This is a genomic window from Staphylococcus sp. SA22, from assembly GCF_054165785.1.
In genome coordinates this window covers 1-21,595 of sequence record NZ_JBSZQY010000024.1, presented here as the reverse complement: position 1 = coordinate 21,595, position 21,595 = coordinate 1, and the positions used below count along the sequence as shown (strand labels likewise).

12 protein-coding genes and 2 pseudogenes are annotated in these 21,595 nt (G+C 32.4%); 3 read left to right on the top strand and 11 right to left on the bottom strand.

Features of this window, described 5'->3' with window-relative positions; translation table 11 throughout:
- Window positions 1–261: 261 nt before the first annotated feature.
- The 3 genes from ACXQH5_RS13205 to ACXQH5_RS13195 all read right to left on the bottom strand — a co-directional run bounded on the left by ACXQH5_RS13205 (window position 262) and on the right by ACXQH5_RS13195 (window position 4,176).
- On the bottom strand, window positions 262–1,854 hold the full coding sequence (locus tag ACXQH5_RS13205; protein WP_000173881.1) for an L-lactate permease: 1,593 nt from the start codon (window positions 1,852–1,854) through the stop codon (window positions 262–264).
- Window positions 1,855–2,115: 261 nt separating this feature from the next.
- Window positions 2,116–2,589 carry a DUF1648 domain-containing protein gene (locus tag ACXQH5_RS13200; protein ID WP_000036329.1) on the bottom strand — a complete coding sequence of 158 codons (474 nt, stop codon included), beginning with the start codon at window positions 2,587–2,589 and terminating at the stop codon, window positions 2,116–2,118.
- 189 nt (window positions 2,590–2,778) lie between these two features.
- Window positions 2,779–4,176: an aminotransferase-like domain-containing protein gene (locus tag ACXQH5_RS13195; protein ID WP_000170486.1), complete on the bottom strand. Its 1,398-nt coding sequence runs from the start codon at window positions 4,174–4,176 to the stop codon at window positions 2,779–2,781.
- 113 nt (window positions 4,177–4,289) lie between these two features.
- Here ACXQH5_RS13195 and ACXQH5_RS13190 point away from each other — a divergent pair, with 113 nt between their 5' ends.
- The 3 genes from ACXQH5_RS13190 to ACXQH5_RS13180 all read left to right on the top strand — a co-directional run bounded on the left by ACXQH5_RS13190 (window position 4,290) and on the right by ACXQH5_RS13180 (window position 9,097).
- Window positions 4,290–5,162 carry a DMT family transporter gene (locus tag ACXQH5_RS13190; RefSeq protein ID WP_001038097.1) on the top strand — a complete coding sequence of 291 codons (873 nt, stop codon included), beginning with the start codon at window positions 4,290–4,292 and terminating at the stop codon, window positions 5,160–5,162.
- Window positions 5,163–5,335: 173 nt separating this feature from the next.
- A complete protein-coding gene (locus ACXQH5_RS13185) occupies window positions 5,336–7,111 on the top strand; it encodes an oleate hydratase (protein ID WP_001824053.1) in 1,776 nt (591 codons plus the stop codon).
- 324 nt (window positions 7,112–7,435) lie between these two features.
- Entirely contained in the window at window positions 7,436–9,097 is a 1,662-nt protein-coding gene (locus ACXQH5_RS13180; RefSeq protein WP_001791319.1) for a Na/Pi cotransporter family protein, read from the top strand.
- Between the two features lie 488 nt (window positions 9,098–9,585).
- Here ACXQH5_RS13180 and norC read toward each other — a convergent pair whose 3' ends face one another.
- The 8 genes and pseudogenes from norC to ACXQH5_RS13140 all read right to left on the bottom strand — a co-directional run.
- Complete coding sequence (gene norC, locus ACXQH5_RS13175; protein WP_001006429.1) at window positions 9,586–10,974, bottom strand: multidrug efflux MFS transporter NorC; 1,389 nt, start codon at window positions 10,972–10,974, stop codon at window positions 9,586–9,588.
- 1 nt (window position 10,975) lies between these two features.
- A complete protein-coding gene (locus ACXQH5_RS13170) occupies window positions 10,976–12,154 on the bottom strand; it encodes a M20 family metallopeptidase (RefSeq protein WP_001075814.1) in 1,179 nt (392 codons plus the stop codon).
- Window positions 12,155–12,304: 150 nt separating this feature from the next.
- Window positions 12,305–14,542: a transcriptional regulator AryK gene (aryK, locus tag ACXQH5_RS13165; protein ID WP_001188484.1), complete on the bottom strand. Its 2,238-nt coding sequence runs from the start codon at window positions 14,540–14,542 to the stop codon at window positions 12,305–12,307.
- Between the two features lie 97 nt (window positions 14,543–14,639).
- A pseudogene (locus ACXQH5_RS13160) lies at window positions 14,640–15,408 on the bottom strand (tandem-type lipoprotein).
- 220 nt (window positions 15,409–15,628) lie between these two features.
- Entirely contained in the window at window positions 15,629–16,615 is a 987-nt protein-coding gene (locus ACXQH5_RS13155; RefSeq protein WP_000710571.1) for a phosphatidylinositol-specific phospholipase C, read from the bottom strand.
- Window positions 16,616–16,819: 204 nt separating this feature from the next.
- Window positions 16,820–17,302 (bottom strand): hypothetical protein, encoded by a 483-nt coding sequence (locus ACXQH5_RS13150; RefSeq protein ID WP_000714382.1) that lies wholly within the window; start codon window positions 17,300–17,302, stop codon window positions 16,820–16,822.
- Window positions 17,303–17,391: 89 nt separating this feature from the next.
- The gene (locus tag ACXQH5_RS13145) at window positions 17,392–20,544 is read right to left on the bottom strand and encodes a DEAD/DEAH box helicase (protein WP_001072889.1); all 3,153 of its coding nucleotides are present in this window, start codon (window positions 20,542–20,544) and stop codon (window positions 17,392–17,394) included.
- A gap of 590 nt (window positions 20,545–21,134) precedes the next feature.
- Window positions 21,135–21,530 (bottom strand): annotated as a pseudogene (locus tag ACXQH5_RS13140) (LysR substrate-binding domain-containing protein); the annotation flags it as partial.
- Window positions 21,531–21,595: the final 65 nt, after the last annotated feature.

Here is a 21,595-nt window from a genome sequence, read left to right as displayed (position 1 = left end):
TGCCCTTTTAGGGCTGGCCAGTAAGGAAGGCTTATAGCCGCAGAACAAACCACCCGTTCACACGGGTGGTTTTGATTTTACTTACTTTTCTAAACAACTTCTGAAGCGCCTCAACACTTTCTACTCTAATTACATATACGACATTTTTAGACATTAAAAAATCGAACTAGACAAGATGCTCAATGCATTTCGTACTAGTTCGATTCATGAATAATTAGATTTAAAATGTCATTTGAATCCAAGTGACAACATTATTTATATTTAGAATATTAACGTTAGTATAAATGTCCAAATACAGATAAAGGCTACAAATATAATACTGTATTTTAATGTCATTTTTAATAATGCAGATTCTTCACCAACTTTTTTAACAGCTGCAGTCGCAATGGCAATTGATTGTGGTGAAATAAGCTTCGCTGCTACACCACCTGCAGTGTTAGCTGCCACAAGTAATGAACCGCTTGTCGAAATTTGTTGTGCCACTGTCGCTTGAATAGGTGCGAATAAAGTATTGTTATTTACAACTGAACCAGTCATAAACACACCAATCCAGCCTAATACTGGAGAGAATAATGGGAAAATTGCTCCCGCTTTAGCAATACCTTGTCCAATTGCTACAGTCAAACCACCGTATGTCATAACTTTAGCAATAGCTAGGATAGCTGAAATTGTAAGGATCGGTAACCATAATTCTTTAATTGCTTCGACCAATAAAGCACCTGCACTTTTCCATTTTAACTTCGTAATTAAAATTGTAATAATTACTGTTAATAAAATCGCTGTCCCAGTTGCACCAATTAAATCGAGACGCAACGCAATTCCTTTAGGCGATAAATCACTCACAGTATTTGGAATTGGCAATTTTATTACTAGACTTTCAAGTGCACCTCCAGGTTGGAATAATTTTTTGAAGAATGGTGCACTCCATACTAATACAAAGGCAGTTAAAATGACGAACGGACTCCAAGCAAAGACAATTTCTTTAGGCGTTCGTTTTTGAATTTTATGTTCAGACGCTTCCAATCTGAAAATGTTTTTCGGTTTAAATTTACGACAAACAAATGCTAACACCACCATTGTTGCTAGTGATGGAATAATGTCTGCTAGTTCTGGACCATGGAATATTGTTAATAATAATTGTAATCCAGTATATGTACCACTCACTGTTAAAATGACAGGTAAAATTTCTTTAATACCTTTCATGCCATCTATAACGAATACTAAAACAAATGGAATAATAAAGTTTAAAATCGGAAGTGTTAATGCTGAATATCTCGCAACATCTAATGTTGTAACGCCTCCACTTAAGTTAAACGTATCAATAATACTAACTGGTAAACCTATCGCACCAAAGGCACCCGCCGCACCATTAGCAATTAAGCATAACATCGCTGCTTTTAATGGTTCAAATCCAAGTTGAATTAATAATACTGCACAAATCGCAATTGGCACACCAAATCCTGCTGCACCTTCTAAAAATGCGTTGAAACAAAATCCAATTAATAATAGTTGGATTCTTTGGTCCTCTGAAATACTTGCAATACTATCTTGAATAATAGAAAATTGTCCTGTTTTAATAGAAACTTTATATAACCAAACTGCCATTAAAACGATATATCCTATTGGGAAAATACCGGCAACAACGCCTTCTGTTATTGCACCTGCTGATACACGTGCTGGTAATTCGAACACAAATAAAGCCACAATCAATGTAACAACCAAAGTTGTCAATGCTGCATAAATGCCTTTCATTTTAAAAATGGTTAAGCATAATAGAAATAAAATAATAGGTACTGCTGCAACTAAGGCTGATAATCCAACATTATCGAATGGATTTACAGTAAGTAGTGTCATAATGACTCCCTCTCTTTATATAAAATATTTATCATCCTGATTAATCTACAACCTATTTCAACTTATATTTTGCGATGATCACATATTTAAAATGTAACACTCCTATATGTGACAGGCAATCGAATTTTTACAAAAAGTTCACAAAATATACACAATATTTAACTATAATAAATAATATATCATTTTAATTATAAATACTAGATATTATTTATAATAATCTCAAGAATCCGCTTCAAAACTGCATCATGACAGTTTATATTTTTATTGAGAATCTCTCATTTTATGAATTGTAGGAAGTAAACAAAATATGACAAGCGTCAAACCAATGATAATGATAAATATCATATTAAACCATAGTAAATTGAATTGATGATGGTGTTGTATTTGCCAAATTTCTAATACTGTGAAGATAGACATATAGCTCATAATCTCTAAATTTAACGTACTTAAAAATAATTTAATCGCTCGAATTTCACGTGGTGTATGATTATAATGTGACCATTTGGCAAATCGTTCATAGTATCTACCTGCAATGAAAAATATAAGCCAAATCACTATAAATGCGCTATTAATCAAAAGCAGCACCCATTTATCAGCAAAGTTATCAGCATCCCCTGCTAAATTATAGTGAATAGGTACTTTGGTTGGTAATTTTGAATAGGTCACTACTGTATAGCACATCATAGCTAAGTAAATAAGTAGACTTAATATTGTAAAAGACCTGATTTTAGACATTCTATCGCCTCTTTCTTTACATTTTATGTATAACACTCTGCCTATTTTACCTTTTAATTACATTACCCCAAACGATTAAACAATATGTAATGATACTATAATTGCGTCAGGAGTATCCGCTTGTTAATTGTGCATAGCTTATATTTAGCTGTTTAACATGCCACATAATGATTCGAATTATTGTTTTAATTAAACCTTTTTCACATATGTATAAATTTTATAGAGCGCATGCTTAATATTTTCATTTGATTCAAAGGCAAAAGATAGCCTTATACTCTTTTCTTTACTGCCATAAATGTAACCCGGATTGATTAGTATTTTTTCTTTACTTAACAATTCGTAGAATAAATATTTAATATCTATATCTATTTTAAAGACTAACCATACAAAATAACCTCCACTTGGAACTTCCCAATGTGCTATATCCTTAAATAAATTATTGAGGATGTTTAACATAAAGTCTCGTTTGTCTTTTAAAACATACCTTAACTTTACTAAGTGTTTATCATAAGACTTATTTTTCAACATCTCATATACAACCATTTGTGACAAAATACTGGATCCATAGTCAATTTGCATTCTTACATCTGCCAATTGCTCTATTATTTTTTCAGAAGCAACAATCCAACCTATTCTTATTGCTGGTGCAATCGTTTTTGAAAAACTGCTTATATGTATAACTTTTCCCAATTTATCAAAAGTTTTGATAGCAGGAGTTGGATCGCTAAAGAAAATATCTCTAAAGATATCATCTTCAATGATAGGTATATTATGTCTTTCGCTATAAGTAATTATATTTTGCTTTTGCTCATTCGTTAAAGAACAACCTGTCGGGTTATTAAACCTAGGTTCTATATAAATCGCTTTATTTTTAAAATTAATAAATCTATCAATGATGGTATTAATTTCATTAATTTGATTATAAGGAACATCAATATGTCTAAAATTCAATTGCTCAAAAACATTTGTAGAGTGAATATATGATGGTGTATTTGAAATTATTATGGCATCTTGACCTAAAAACCCAATAGATAAAAGTTGAATGGCATGTAAAGCGCCTGAAGTGATCATTACATTTTCTCTACCTACATTTATACCTTGCTTTGACATTCGTTCAACGATGATATCTCTTAACTTGATATAACCATAGCCATTATTATAACCAAAAGATAAGTCTTCAATTTGACTGGCTGTATTAGACATGGCTTTTTTCAATTGAATATGTGGCATTAATGGTTGACCCAATTCACCTTTACTTATATGTATATACGAGTCATCTGTCTCAATTTTATTAATTAATTGCACCGTATACTGACTTCTTTGTCGAGAGGACCATAACATCATTTCAGACCATTTATTTGTAATATGTGCTTCGTTCAAATAGTCATTAACATATGTTCCACTCCCCACTTTAGTATAGATAAATCCTTCAGCCTCTAATAACTCAATACTTTTAATAATCGTCACTCTATTTACGTTGTATTGTATCGCCAACTGCCTCTGTGAAGGTATCTTCATTCCATAAAACCAATCCCCTGCGATTATTTTATCTCTGATGTCACTAGCAATATCTTTATATTTCGTCATCTTCTCCCCCCTTTTTATAAATTGGATAGGTAAATCTAATCAAAATTGGTTGTACTCATTTTAAATCATATTTTTTAATATAGAAACACATAATTAAAGGAGTGATGATATTAATGAATAAGCTTCGAGACACTACTTTTCTATCATATTTATTTACTATCATATTGTGGGGATCTGCATTTCCAATTATAAAGATTGCGTTAAATGATTTTAGTGCAGAATCATTGTCGGCATTTCGTTTAATTTTAGCAACAATAATTCTCTTGCCGTTCGTAATTATAAAGAAATTGCCTACCCCAGAACTAAGAGATATCCCTGTTATTTTTATTTTAGGATTTTGTGGATTTGTGATATATCACACAGCTTTAAATTTTGGTGAAACTTTGATTAGTGCAGGTATATCTGGAATTCTAGTCTCTACAACGCCTATTTTTTCTAGTGCTTTAGCTTATATATTTTTAAAAGAGCATTTTTCAAAATGGAATTGGTTAAGTTCACTCGTCGCATTTATAGGAATATCCATTATTTCAATAAGTAAAGATGATTACACAACTATTAATGTATTAGGTGTTTTTATTATTTTACTTGCATCTTTTAGTGAAAGTTTGTATTTTACTTTCCAGAAAAAATACATAGAAAAATACGGCTTCATCGCTTTCACACTATATACAATAATGGCAAGCTCACCATTTATGCTTATTTTTATTCCTGAAATCATCAACGATATACACGGCGCCACTTTTACATCAATAGTATCGGTACTTTATTTAGCTATATTCCCTACTATAATTCCATACGTTTTGCTTGCTTATATCGTGAAGTCAGTTGGTGTCTCTGATGCAACAATGTCTCTTTATTTAACACCTATCGTTTCTTTATTATTATCTTATCTGTTATTAGACGAGCTACCAACAACCCTTGCTATTATAGGCGGAATTATCACTCTACTAGGCGTTAGTTTAAGTAACTTCTTTCAAAATACATAATTATTCCAAGTCCCGCACCTCAGAATCCAAAAACATTCGAATGATAAAATTTTAAAAATCAAAAATATAAAAATGATCTAATTTCGTCAAATTTACCAATATAAATACTAATATTTGCAATTCACAAAGGGGTATAGTCTGAGTGTATTCTAATACGAAAGGACTTGGTGGATATGTATTACAGTTATGGAAATTATGAAGCATTTGCGCGCCCTAAAAAACCTGAAAATGTAGAAAACAAATCCGCTTACTTAATCGGATCTGGTCTAGCTTCACTTGCTGCAGCTTGTTTTTTAATAAGGGATGGTCAAATGGAAGGTTCTAAGATTCATATTTTAGAAGAGTTACCCAAAGCGGGCGGTAGTCTTGATGGTGAAAATATGCCTTTAAAAGGCTATGTTGTCCGAGGTGGTCGTGAAATGGAGAACCACTTTGAATGTTTGTGGGATTTATTCAGATCTATCCCTTCACTTGAAATTAATCATGCGTCAGTATTAGATGAATTCTATTGGTTAAACAAAGAAGACCCTAACTATTCTCGTTGTCGTGTTATTGAGAAGCAGGGTCAACGTTTAGTCACAGATGGAGACTTCACTTTGACTAAAACGGCGATTAAAGAAATTTTAGATTTATGCTTAACGAATGAAGAAGATTTAGATGATGTCAAAATAACAGATGTATTTTCCGACGATTTCTTTAATTCAAACTTTTGGATTTACTGGAAAACGATGTTTGCATTTGAACCGTGGCATTCTGCAATGGAAATGCGTCGCTATCTAATGCGATTCGTTCATCATATTGGTGGTCTCGCAGACTTTTCAGCTTTAAAATTCACTAAATATAATCAATATGAATCTTTAGTATTACCTATGGTTGAATATTTAAAATCGCATGGGGTTCAATTTGAATACGATGTAAAAGTCGAAGATATTAAAGTAGATGTTACGACAAGTCAAAAAATTGCCCGAGAAATATTAATTCACCGACATGGTAATGCAGAATCTATTAAACTGACTATAAACGATCTTGTCTTTGTGACAAACGGTAGTATTACAGAAAGCTCTACGTATGGTGATAATGATACACCAGCGCCACCAACTGACGAATTAGGTGGTAGTTGGACACTATGGAAAAATTTAGCACGACAAAGTCCTGAATTTGGTAATCCTGATAAGTTTTGCCAAAATATTCCTCAAAAAAGTTGGTTTGTTTCAGCAACATCGACAACAAACAATAAAGATATTATCGATACAATAGAAAGCATTTGTAAACGTGATCCACTTGCAGGCAAAACGGTTACTGGTGGTATTATTACAATCAATGATTCTGCATGGCAAATCAGTTTTACAATCAATCGTCAGCAACAGTTTAAAGACCAACCTAAAAATGAAATATCTACGTGGATTTACGCCTTATATTCAGATGTAAACGGCGATCATATTAAAAAGCCAATCACAGAATGTAGTGGTAATGAAATATGTCAAGAATGGCTATATCACTTAGGTGTACCAACTGACAAAATTGAAGACTTAGCAAAACATGCATCTAATACGATTCCTGTTTATATGCCATATATTACCTCTTATTTCATGACACGTGCTATCGGCGACAGACCTTTAGTCGTTCCGCACCAATCACAAAATTTAGCATTTATTGGTAACTTTGCAGAAACAGAGCGAGATACTGTATTTACAACAGAATATTCGGTTCGTACTGCCATGGAAGCTGTTTATCAATTACTAAATATAGATCGTGGTATTCCAGAGGTCATCAATAGTACATTTGATCTTCGCGTCTTAATGGATGCCATATACGAACTGAATGACCATCAAGATTTGCGCGAGATTACTAAAGATTCGAAAATGCAAAAACTCGCATTAGCAGGATTCCTTAAAAAGATAAAAGGTACTTACATTGAGTCATTATTAAAAGAACACAAATTGTTATAACGAGGCACATTAAATCATGTCTATATGGTGATTTCAAATCATGGAGTGGGAAAGAAATGATATGTTCACAAACTTTATTTCGTTATCCCACTCACATGATTTTTTTGATGACACATAATTGTATGATTGATTGCATCATTTTGTTAAACAAGTGATTGCAAACCTGCCATTTCACACTGAAAATTTACATAATAAGTGACGATATTTTACAAGTCATATACAAATAACATATATTGTTAAATAATTTTACCTAATCTTAACATTAAATTTACAATTATAAGCGATAATCTAAATATAAAGCTTATTTGAGGTGAAATAATGGAAATGTCGGTTACAGAAGTCATTTTCTCCTTTTTAGGTGGTTTAGGTATTTTCCTTTACGGCTTAAAAATCATGGGAGACGGGCTTCAAGCATCAGCAGGAGACAGGCTACGAGATATTTTAAACAAATTTACATCAAATCCAGTATTAGGTGTTATTGCAGGTATCGTTGTAACTATTTTAATACAAAGTAGTTCAGGTACAACAGTTATCACAATCGGACTGGTAACAGCTGGATTTATGACATTGAAACAAGCCATTGGAGTGATAATGGGTGCTAATATCGGAACAACGGTAACTGCATTTATTATCGGTATAGATTTAGGCGAATATGCAATGCCAATTTTAGCATTAGGTGCATTTTTAATCTTTTTCTTTAAACGCTCTAAAATCAATAACATTGGCCGCATACTATTCGGTTTCGGTTCTCTATTTTTCGGTCTAGAATTTATGGGTGATGCCGTTAAACCTTTAGCATCATTAGATGGATTTAAGCAATTAATGCTTGATATGTCTACAAATCCAATACTCGCTGTCATTGTCGGCGCAGGGTTAACAGCACTAGTTCAAAGTTCAAGTGCGACGATTGGTATTTTACAAGAATTTTATCAACAAGATTTAATCAGCTTAAACGCAGCAATCCCTGTGTTACTAGGCGATAATATTGGTACAACGATTACAGCTATCTTAGCTAGTTTAGCCGGCTCAATCGCTGCAAAACGTGCGGCGCTTGTACACGTCATCTTTAACTTAATCGGGGTAATTATCTTCACAATTTTCTTGCCAGTTGTGATTCATTTGATTAGTTTGTTACAAGATGTATGGCACTTAAAACCAGCGATGACGATTGCAGTATCACATGGTATCTTCAACATAACAAATACTTTGATTCAATTACCATTTGTAGCAGGTTTAGCATGGATAGTTACAAAGCTTGTCCCAGGTAAAGATATTGCTGATGACTATAAACCTCAGCACTTAAACAAAGATCTTGTTTATCACGCACCTGGTGTTGCATTACAAGAAACTCAAAAAGAATTACAAAATGTGGGTCAGATTGTCTTATCAATGTTTGAAGACATTCGCGAAATTACAAAAGACGATAAAAAATTGATCAAAAAGCTTGAACAAAAGCATCAAGCTGTTGAAACAATCAATGATAGTATTCGAAATTATTTAGTTAGAATTTCTACAAAAGCCATTACGAAGGCAGACGTTGAGCGTTTAGCAGTTATGTTTGATGTCAATCGCTCTATTTTAAAAGTAGCAGAGCTAACAGAAGAGTATGTCGCTCAATTAAAACGCCAACATGATGAAGATATTCGCATTACAGAAGATGCACAACGTGGTATGGATAAATTATTCAACCATGTTGCTGAGTCATTTGATAAAGCCATCGACATGTTAGATGTTTATGACAAAACGAAAAAAGATGAAATTGTAGAACGTAGTAGAGAATCATTTAATATTGAACATAAACTACGCAAAGGTCATATTAAACGCCTTAATCGTGGTGAATGTACAACAAAAGGCGGATTACTATATATCGATATGATTGGTGTTCTTGAACGTATCGGTTATCATTCACGAAATGTTTCTGAAGCACTTGTTGGTCTTAACGATGATGTACCTACAGATGAAGAAATTGCAACAACTGAAATTTAATTTTTAATGTCTTATTTATATTCATACCTTATATAAAAATTAGAACTTAATATGCTTATACAAAGCCAATCCAACATTCATGGGTTGGCTTTTTTGTTTAGCAAACTTTATTATCTTAAATCGGCTATAAACACTGATATAATAATGCTTCATTAGTATGCGGTAAGCATGACGGACATTGTTCTCGGAGTCTGACCCCGAAACGTTTAATATACACTTTTACACGTCGCCTTCATTGAAGCGAATTGCCATTATCTTCACATTATATATAGTTCTTTCCATATAAGTGTCCAAATTTTTAGAACAACGCAATAAATAACCATCCACCTAACTTATCAAAAGTTTAAGTGGATGGTTTTTCATTTATATTTATATTAGTGTTAATCCAATCATAGATTTATCTATATGCACTGCTCTATACATTTCCTCATTTAATTTGCTTTACTTTCATTTAAATCATTATCAAAACACTGGGCGTGTCATCGTTATTATTTCGCATCTTTGACACGTTTATCATCATTAGGAATCGCGAATAAAATTGCGATAAATGCCATGATTCCCATTAATACGTTAACCCAAAGTGCAATCATCGCACCTGTATGAATGCTCGTTGCAGCAACTGCACCGGCATATACTGCACCACTAATTGCGACACCGAATGCGCCACCAAGTGATGAAGCCATTTTATAAATACCTGAAGCAACGCCAACTTTATCTAACGGTGCATTCGAAATAGCTGTATCTGTAGAAGGTGTTGCATAAATACCTAAGCCTAGTCCGAAACATAAATATCCTACGACACAACTGATAACATAAAATATGCCTGGTAAGAATACTAATGAAATAAGTGCAATACCAATGACCACAATGAATGTACCTAATAACATTGGTCGCTTAGAACCCATTTTTTGTAATAATTTTTCACCAACTCGAATCATCAATAACACCATGATTAAATAAGTAATTGATAAGTATCCTGCCTGCAATGCTGTATAACCTAAACCTTGTTGCACGAATGTATTCGCTACAATTAATGTACCTGCAACACCGTTTAATAAGAAGTTCGAAATCGTTGCACCTGTATAAGGTTTATTTTCAAATAATTTAAAATCAATAAGTGGATTATCTACTTTTTTCTCAACATTTAAGAAAATAAAGAATGCTACAATTACGATTGCAATCAAACCAAAGAACCATAATGATGTATAACCAAGTGCTGCACCTTTAGTAATAACAACGTTTAAACTTAATAACATAACTACTAGAACAATTAGACCTGCAACGTCAAATTTATGTGTATTGGTAACTTCTGATTTCGTTTCAGGCGTCCCTTTGATGAGTAACATTGAAAGTACGGCAACGATAATTGAGAAGATGAAAATCCATCTCCAACCCATAGTTGTCGCAACTGCCCCACCGAAGAGTGAACAGATACCACTTCCACCCCAAGAACCGATAGACCAGTAGCTTAAGGCACGCTGACGTTCAGCACCCTCATAATAAGTTTTCATAATGGCCAATGTGGAAGGCATAATACACGCTGCTGATACGCCTTGTATAATACGACCTAAAATTAACAATGCTGGTAAATTTGTAATAATAATTAATGCTGAACCAATAATACTTAATAATAAGCCGATATTCGTCATTTTCACGCGTCCAATTTTATCTGCTAGGCCGCCTGCTCCAACAACAAACATGCCTGAAAATAGTGCGGTTAGACTTACCGCAATACTAATTGTTCCCATGTCTGCACCAAAACTTTGTTGTAAATTTGGCACAACATTTACAAGTGATTGTGCAAACAACCAAAATGTAATAACACCTAATACAATACCTAAGATTAACTTGTTGCCCCCGCGATACGTTTCATTCATGTTAGTTATCTCCTTTAAGGTAATCTAAAACAACTGTCCCTACAGCTTCTGCCGAAATAAGTAATGATTTTTCTGAAATGTTAAATTTAGGATGATGATGTGGGTAAATTTCACCATCTTCCACAGCTGCACCTGTATAAATAAAGGCACTTGGTCGTTCCTTAGCATAGTATGCAAAGTCTTCTGAAGGTGGTTGTGGTTCACATATTTCGACACCAAATTCAAGGTCTGCTTCTTTTAGCGTCTTAGCCACGTACTCAGTAAACTCTGGATCATTGTATAATGCAGGATAGTCATCGTTATATTCTAATGTGCAAGTTACACCATACAATGCTTCTAATCCTTTTGATAAACGTTTAATTTCTTTTTCAATTGTTGCTTTTGTAGCATCTGTTAATCCACGTACATCACCTTCAATTTCAACAACATCTTTAATGACATTGAATTGACCTTTACCGTCAAATGAACCGATTGTGACAACACCGGTTTCAAATGGACTTAGTCGTCTAGATACAACTGTTTGTAACGCTGTGACGAAGTAGCTACCTGCAACAATGGCATCATTGGCCATATGTGGTGATGAACCATGGCCACCTTTACCTTGAACTTTCAATTTGAAAAATGCGCGTCCTGTTTGAACATAACCAGGTCTGTAATACACATTACCTGTTTTCATTGTGCTCATGACGTGTACACCTAATACATGATCAACACCGTCTAATACACCATTTTCAATCATTGCTTTAGCACCACCTGGTGGTACTTCTTCAGCTGGTTGATGTATCACAACGACTTTTCCTGTAAAACTATCTTTCATTTCAGCAAGCGTCTCTGCTAATACAAGCATGTATGCTGTATGTGCATCGTGACCACATGCGTGCATAACACCTTTATTTTGTGATGCAAAAGATAATCCTGTATCTTCAGTAATAGGTAATGCATCAAAGTCTGCACGGATTGCTAATGTTTTACCAGGTTTCCCTGAATCAATCGTTACTTTAATTCCACGTGGTCCGACATTCGTTTCTACTTCTACATCTTTACCTTTGTAAAATTCAGCGATGTATCTCGCCGTTTCATCCTCATGAAAAGATAATTCTGGATGCTGATGTAAATAACGTCTGATCTCAATCATTTTGTCTTCTTTTGATTTTAAAGCTTCAATTAATTGTTGATTCATATCATTCATCTCCTTAGTTACATCATATATGATTGATCATTATTTATATTGCCAACAACAGAGATGTTAACCATTAATTTTTTGCAATTTTAACTTTGAATATGAAAAATCACAAATTATGTATAACATAAATTGTGATTTGTGATCATTTTATGAACTTGGGTAACGTTTTACTTCAATTAAGTGAATTCCATTTGTAATCATTTTAATATTTAATGCCAGCGTATCCGTCACATCTATATCATACACTTCTAATTTTGGAAAACTCATTCGATTAACGTAATCTATAGAGTCCTTGTCCATACCATGTATCGTATGATGTTTGCGCCAAAGATTAAATAATGCACCGTTTTCTTTATCTAAGGTAAAATGTTTAATCTTATACATACCTTCTTCTAGGGCATTAATGTTCAAATGGATCATTTCCGTTGCACGCATATTCATTTGATTGTCCAACGCTAAGTACGGATTAAAATGCTTTGCATCATATAACAATATTTGAAAATTTGAATCAGTTCCCGTGACAATACATGTATCATCAGAATATAAAATATTGCTTGTTAATTTATTAAATAGCAATGCCGTGAAATAGACCGGACGTTTTCCATTGTATTGATGAAACAGTTCAATAGAATTCATATAATCCCGTTCATTTCTACAATGACTGACGTGCAAATCATAATTCAACCAATACCCGATACCCTCTACTTTAGAACTTAATTTTAATAATTGCTCAATGATGATACCACCTCTAAAATATTCGCCGTTTGTAATAAATGTATCACCTGTCAATGTATTCCAATTGAGTAAAATGAGTGGACGCTTTAGGTGATGACGATGCATTAAATCGATAAGGTAATTCGTTTTATTAATAATCATTTGACTTGCGGTTTTAAATTCATCATCATTCATTTTATTAAAATCAACAGCATCATTTGAATTGGCATCAAATACAAAATGGTCGATGTGTGGCTCAAGTCGTTTCAGCAATGGTAGATGTCTTTCCGTAGCTTGATCTAAGTGAATGTACAAGCCACCATTAGGGAATAATGCTTTAAAATAATCAATCATTTCAATCAAAGACGTGTGCAATGTCGTCACATACAAGTTGAACTTCAAATCTTTTCTATGACTGACATGCAGGGCAACGTGATGGATAAAAATTTTAAATGCATCGATATAATCACGTGAGTCATACTGATCCAAATGCATTGTCAAACTAAAGTTATGATCTAATAAAAAGTCTAAGCACAAATCGATATCATAAAATATATTCGAAATTTCTGCATCATACGTGAATGGCGCATTGAGCTTTTTCATGATATATGGCATCACATCATATGCTAATACTTCATTGACACGGAAATCATGATGACATGTAAGCAACTGTGATTGATACTGTGTATTGAGCAAATTCCTCAAATAGCCCACTTGAATAATATGATTAAATTGATTTAGTTGGTGATTGGTTGGTTGAAAGGTAATCTCTTTATAGTTCACCTTTTCAATATCTTCAATGAAATGATTCATTTCTTCAATGTAGTCATTTAAAAGTAATATCAATTCACGGTCGTGATAATTATGTTGTGCCGATTGTTGATTTTCAGTGATTGCTGGACGATCACCTCGATATTGTTTAGGTGTTTGATGCGTAAAGTGTTTAAATGTTCTCGCAAAGCTCGCTGCACTTGAAAAGCCATTTTGCAATGCAATATCAGTAATCGTTTCATCTGTGTATGTCAAATCGAGTTTCGCATGCTCAATTCGCGTCGTATTTAAGAAATGCTGGAATCCTACACCTAGCGATTCTGCAAACTTTTTAGACAGATGGCTCTCTGACCACCCAACATATTCGCTTAATTCCGAAAGGCTTAAGTCTTCATGAAAATGTAACTCGATATAGTCGCATACTTGATTCACTTTATCATCATTTAAGATACTTTGGTTCGAATGATATGTACGCGGGACATAATGAATCATATGCATAAGCAACTGAATCACAAGTTGTTGCTCAGTCAATTTAGACAACTCATTATGTCGAATATGTGTTGAAACCAGTCTTGCCATTATATTTCTCAGTTGATGTATATTTTTTGTTGTGGTCGCATCTGTTAAGTGAAAATATAGACAATGCACATCATCAAACTTGTCTGCTAAATATTTCATTTGAAATTGGATATAACATATGATGCCATCTTGTTGAAGTTGAAATCGATACAAGTCGCGGTGGTTAATGATGAAAATGTCGCCACTGTTGCATTGCGTCATATTATTTTCATCATAAATGTGCGCCTCACCTTTAATAACAAAACCAATCATTAAACCATTGAGCCTTTTGAAATCTGACATACTCTCAGTTTCTACTCGAATTAAATAATCACGTTGCATACTATCCCTCAATTCAGTAATATGAATACGTTTATTTTACATTATTTTACAGCAACATATTTGAATTTCATATTGAATCGTGTGGGAGGCAGTGAGGTTATTTATCCTCACTCGGTTTAAAATGTAGACTATCACTAAAGTATATATTTTCTCCTTTTTTTCTCCACGAAAGTAAATTCAATATCTTTATATCCAACTGATGAGCCTTTTAAATTACCTGTACCTTTCAACAATAACTTTGGTGCTTTATTCGTTGGTATATTAAATCTTTTACGTAATTGCTTTACATTATAATCATCATTCGTTAATTGATATTTGGCTGAATAACTCGGCACCTCTGGATTGTATGATATATCGCCATCTTTGTACTCCGACAAATCTTTAAAGTTGCCATATTGCGCAAAGAACTTAAAGTTTTCGATTTCTTTTTTTATTTTTTCGTCATTGATATCTTTAGTTGGAATGATTTTATTGTCGACCATTTTAACCGGATATTCTATTTGATTATCTTGAGGTCTACCATCCTCATCATTCTTTATCGCATTAACATAGTAAAATCCTTTTGCACTTCTTGTATTTCTATTTATTTTCAAAAGCATTCCATTTGTTTTTAGAGCTTTTCCTTTATTTTGAGTCGCCATTTGAGAATTAATAATCCACGTCCCTTTATCCTTTTTATCAAACTGATCATCACGATAACCTTCTTTATCATATAAATCCTCTAGGTTTTTAATCGGATACATACTTAATGTTTTTTCAAAACTTTTCTTAATTTCCGCTTCTTTACCTATGCCACAACCACCAATAAAAATTGTTAAAAATAAGAAACTAATACCTAGCATTAATTTATTTAATCGTTTCATCACCTTACAACTCTCTTCTTTTTAAAATGATTTACTTTTGCAAATTACATATTAATATCAATTTATAACACTTTTTCACTTTAATATTATCAAAAATTTCACAAACAATCTGTTCAATTTATAATATTGTTGAATCATTACTTATTTTCAAAATAAAAACGAGTAGTGAAAATAATTAGAATCTAACTATTTTCATACTCGTCTTAATATCATTATTGAATCCTTATTTATTACTATCTATAATTTCGCTTACAATATCATCATATCCTGGCCACGGATACCCTGCATAGTCAACAATCAGCCAACCCGTTCTAGCTTTCCCATTTGCTTTAATCGTTTTTGCAATTTCAGGATTTATATGTGATGCATAGTTATAAGTACTATTAAATGCACTGCCTCCAGACGCCACACTCAAGAAATTCACATATACATTGTCTTTGTTACTATCCGTTTTTGCTTTAGCCAATAAATTTTTAACAGCTTCAACTTTTTTATCATAGTAATCTTTATACTCATCTTGTACTTGTAAATTTAAGCTACCATTATTAATTTTCGTTTCAAATGTCGCATTGTCTGCCCATTGAATACCTGACGTGTCAGCACCATAACCACTCTTTATGTATGTACCACCCATTCTATTGAATAGGACAATTTTACCTTTTGTTTCTTTTAAAGTAGGATTCGCATTACTTCCTGTGTAAAAAAGATTTTGATATTGCGGGTTATTATAATAATATTCTCTAAAAATCTCTTCAAATGTCTTCGTAACTTTAGAATCGCTATCGTAGTCCTTTTTCATAGACATCACAATTGTTTCATTTGGATAAGCACTCAAGTAATATTTAGCATCATCTAAAAATTTCCCTAGTTCATGATGCAAATAAACCATGCCGTGATGAACCGAAATCATATTATCAGCACTTGCTCTGCCTCTAATATCAAAAAATCTGACTCCTGACTTCATTTGTGTAAGGTAATCTTTATCTTGAGTCTTTGCCCAAACTGATTTTACCGGATCAGTTAAAGTGAATGAGCCACTATCATGTGAACCCGGTATATTAATCTCAGTTAAACGTTTGCTTTCATCAAGTTTACTCATCCAATTTTCTGGACTTTTACTCAACGAATCTGACGCATGTGCTGAATGATATAAACCACTCATCACTACTAAAATGATACTTAAAAACAAAGTCTTAATACACTTTTTCATAATATCAACTTCTTTCTATATTTAATACATTAATTATACATCTTTTTTAAATAAAAATATGTGTAAAATTTTAAAACTTATTTAATTGATGTTTTAATAATGTATTATGGGAATTATTGACATGTGATTCAAACCATGTGATTTAACTTTATAGTTGTACGTAAAATTTAAGGAGCTAGCTTTATAATCGCCAGCTCCTTATCGTTATTTTTTATCTTCCATTGTGTAACATACGAGGCCAAATATAATACCACCTATGCTCCAAACGATTAAATCACTTCTAGTATTTCCTAAGTCAGTGAAACCGTATATATCAGCTACAGTACCTGCTGTCAGCGCCAATGATGTAAATAAAATTGCTACTAAAATTGATTTTAGTTTAACGAAATCCTTACTATTTTTCTTATTTTCTTTATCTTTGCCACGCCTAACATCGTACCCTTTAAAGAAACGTAGTCCAATTAGTGATTCAATTAAAATCAAAACGATGATGATTTGAGTGGTGATTGATAATTTAGGCTCCAAAATGTGAATGAATATGTTAGAAATTACTATCGCAAGCAAAACGAGCATTGAATATGCATATAAAATGATAAATTTTGCGCCTTTTAATTCTTCAGTTGTTCCATTCTTGTCTGTTTGAGATCCACTTATTGCATTTAATATCCAGTTGTTAAATTTCTTCATTATTCAATTTTACTCCTTTTAAAATGTATAAATTGCGCGGTTATTAAGTATCACTTGATTAGCCTATAGAAATGCTGTTATTTTCAATTTCATTTTACATTTCTTTCTTTAAAAATCGTCTCATAAAATGGTTTCGACTGTATTCTTTGCATGTCACCAATTACATAAAATTCCTTTTTAGCTCTTGTCACTGCAACGTTTAACAAGTTTGGTTTTTCGCATGACCAGTTCACAGCACCATCTTGGGTATTATCAGTACCTATTACAAAATACACCTTCTGAGCCTCTTTACCTTGAAAAGTATGAACAGTACCAATGGATTTATCGACCCATTGATTAATTTTTGTACGTTCAATATCAATTCTAGTCGGTAGTTGTTGCTTTAACATACGTTTAATCTGTTGCTGTACTGCTGAAAAAGGCGATATTACAAATGAGCTCGGTTCATTCTTACCTTCCTTAATTGCTTCAATCCAATCATCAGCTAATAATCCCACTACTTTTTCGCCATGCTCTTTCACAAATTGTTTTTGTACTGAGTTTCCTTTAACGTCATACCAACCGGTCTTACCTACGTTTGTAATATTACTAGGTAGCACCATTTTATTATTATAAGCGATTTGTTTAGCTATCGTGAACATAGGTTTTAAACATCGTCTGTGCACCCATAAAGGTATGCCTATCCAGGTTTTTTGATTACTATCAGTAGCATCAGATTTCCAAAAGCCATATTGATTGGCGTTGTCTGCAACAGACTGCACAGAAGCTTCTTTAGAAACTAGATATTCCGGAACATGATAATTTTTACGAATGTTATCAATTAAATGACTTTCTAAAGTCACAACCGGTTCTATTTGAATCGGATCACCTACAGCTACAACTTTTTTTGAACGATATAATGCTCCCACAGCTGCTTGAGGTATTGCTTGTCCTGCTTCATCAATAAATAAGTAGTCTATGAAATCTTTTGGTATGCCCCCATACATAGATTTAAAGCTTGCAAACGTCGTACTAACTACTGGAAATATTAAATGCATCACATTCCATGCGTTGTGTACTTTATCTGGATTTGCATCAATTAATTTTCTTCTATCTTTAAAATCATTAATCGCATAATAAATAGTTGTATTATTAGCAATCAATAATAATTTATGCAATATCATTGCTCTTAAAAAGAGCATGGCACGTCTATATTGAAGTTCGTCACTCGTCCACAAATTAGTAACTTGGCGCTCATCATAATTGTTGTCACTCCAAAAATCTTTTTCTGGAATTGTAATTTTTGACTCAATACGATATGCTTCTAACTCTTGTAACTGTGAATTTAACTCGTCTAATTGCAACTGTACTTTAGTTAATTGTTTAATTAATTTCTCTTTTTCTTTTAGTTTGCTAACAAGGTCTTCATGTTTGTTTTTTTTACATTTCTCTAACTCTAACTGTTGTGTTAATAATTGTTGCTTCTCTTTATTATGATCTTTATAGCTTTCATCTTCTTCTGAGTTAAACATCGCCTTCAGTTTGTTAATAAAACCTTTGTTGCTTTCTTTGATGGATTTAATTAACTCATTTAAAGTTTCTATTTGCTTTGTATTATAATTAATTCGATCATCCAAATCTTCAATTTCTTTATTGTCACAAGATATTTGAATTTCTAAATGATTCAACTTTTCCTTAACATTCATTTTTTTGCTATTTAGTTCATGTTCCATCTTAGAGTAAGACTCACAACTTTTATAAACATCATAGGCTCTAATAGATTCTTCTTTTAACATTTCAACATGCTTCAACTCTTCTAAAAATGCACGTTGATGTGCTTGCCATTCAGTCATTAACTCGTGATAACCCATACGATTATTTTCATTTTGAAGTAATCTAGCAAAGCCAATATCATTCACATCTTGTTTTAACATGTGATCCAATACTTGATTAATATTGGTACTTTTTCCAAACACCCCAGAAAATAAGCCCCAGGCACTTTCCCCAATCAAATCTTCAGCTATTTCAGCAAAATCTTTTAATTCATATGCTAAATTTGCATAAGCTGTTTCATATTCCGGGAATTTACATTTTTCAGGATTTCTTATAATTTCTTCAATTTTCGGTAAATCTTTAGATATATTTTCAACAGCGCCATTATTACTAGACGCAACTACCATCTTATATTTAGCAATAGATTCCTGAAGTAAATAGACGTATTTATCATCTGTTTCATGAATTTTTGTTTTGACAAATGCATCTTTAGGATTATTTAGTTTGGCTAACTCTTTGCCTCTTTCAACTACTAGATGAGCAAATATATCTTTTAATAAAGTCGTCTTACCTGTCCCTGGTGGCCCATTAACAGAACTTATTCTTTCATTACCACTCGTGATTTGGTTTACAGCAAGTTGTTGCATTAAAGACAATCTAAACTCAGTCTGTGATGGCCAGCGTCCATCAGGCAAACGTGAAGGATGTAAAAATTTGTCAAACATTTCTTTATTTTCATCTACTTCTATGCGCTGACTTTCTTCTACACCTTCAATGTAATCAATTAAAGTTTGGTTGGGAGATTTTCTTGCTTTCTCAATATCACTTATGAAGAAGCTGTTAAATTCCGGCTGTGGTAAATCACTATCTTTCACATATTCTATTGCTACATAATGCGCAAATAATCCATCTTTCTTTGAATTTAATACAGAAAAGTACTCATCATAAGCTTTGTCTATCTTCTTCAATTTAAATTCATTAATTGGTTCATCTGCTAAAATTTCTTTTACTTTTTGAACAAATTTTTCAACAGAATCATTAAATTTTTCTTCTATATTGGCATTTTTGTTCTTTTCAATTTCTTTCAATGCACTCATAATCATCGGAATATGTATAGAATCAACTATCACTTTACCGTGTTTATCTATATTAAATGTGTAACCATAACAGTGTGTCCCATTTGGATTATGAATATCTGAATAATCATCAAAAATATCCTGAATTTTCAAATTAATTTCATTATAGCGGAAACAATGTCTGTAAAATTTAAAAATGATTTCGCCAATCTCTGATTTTTCTTCTGATATAATAAAGCGTTCATCATTCCATATTTCAAAATATTCATCAAAACTTTGAAGTTGTGCTTGCTTTGCACCATTTTTAAAATTTTCAGCTAATAATATATCTTCCGCTGTAAAACTAACTTCTCCTGGACTTAAAGATTCAATCAACAACCAAGCCGATAACGTATCATTTACCAATTGATTCATGATAACCCACCTTGTTCCCTGTTTTTATACTTAATGTTATTTTAACAAATAAATTAACCATATTTGAGTTTTTTCAAAAATATTCTTATATTATCAATACCATAACTATCCAATAATTCTTTGTAGACTTCTCACTGGTAAAATAGATCTGTATGACCAGTAATTCAATATTGAACAAATACTATAACTATTCACGAATATCAGTAAATGATTATAAAACTTTTTATAAATTTCTTAAGCATCTTTATTTTTGTTCAATAAATACATGAAAAAAGAGCACCCTTGAATGAGCACTCACTTAATTATCTTTCCGTTATATTTGTATTGACTAAAGTGGTAGTTAGATTACTTCATAGTAGTACAAACTTAAAAGTTAAATATGGTGATTCAAATACTTCTGTAGTATAAAAGATGTAAGTTACATAGATAAACTGATTATTTTAGTGCGCGTTCTTTTGATCTATGTAAAAGCGTGCCGATAAATTCAGAGGCACTCGTGTACCTTGTTTGGAAATTGTAATTGCTCCTATGTCCTTTCCAATAAATGATTATCTTTAAGTTTCACTATAACTACACGTTTTCACCAATATTTATAAAAAGACATCTTTTACAAAAGATTCTAGTACTTGCTTACTGGATTCAGGATTAATTATCAAAGTTGTTTCTAAATTCGTAATATCGACATCGACATCTATTTGAAACAAACTTTTATTTTCTAATTCATCTGCAACAATAAACTCCGGCAATAGCGCAATCCCATCTGAATTTTTTAAGTGTTTTTTCAATGACTCAATTCCTAGAAATTCAATCATTTGTTTTGTTGAAAAGCTATATTTATAGAGAATCTTTTCTAACTGTTCTCTGTAACTACACCCTTTTTCAGTAACAAGTAATGTATGGTTTTGAATATCGTTTAATTTGAAATCTTTCATCTCTTTGTTAGTAACAAATATTAAACGTTCTTCAGTTATAGGTGTAAATGTCAATATAAAAATGTACATAAATGATTGTATAAGAATGTACAAAATTGTTTGCTAAGTAATTTCCTTCT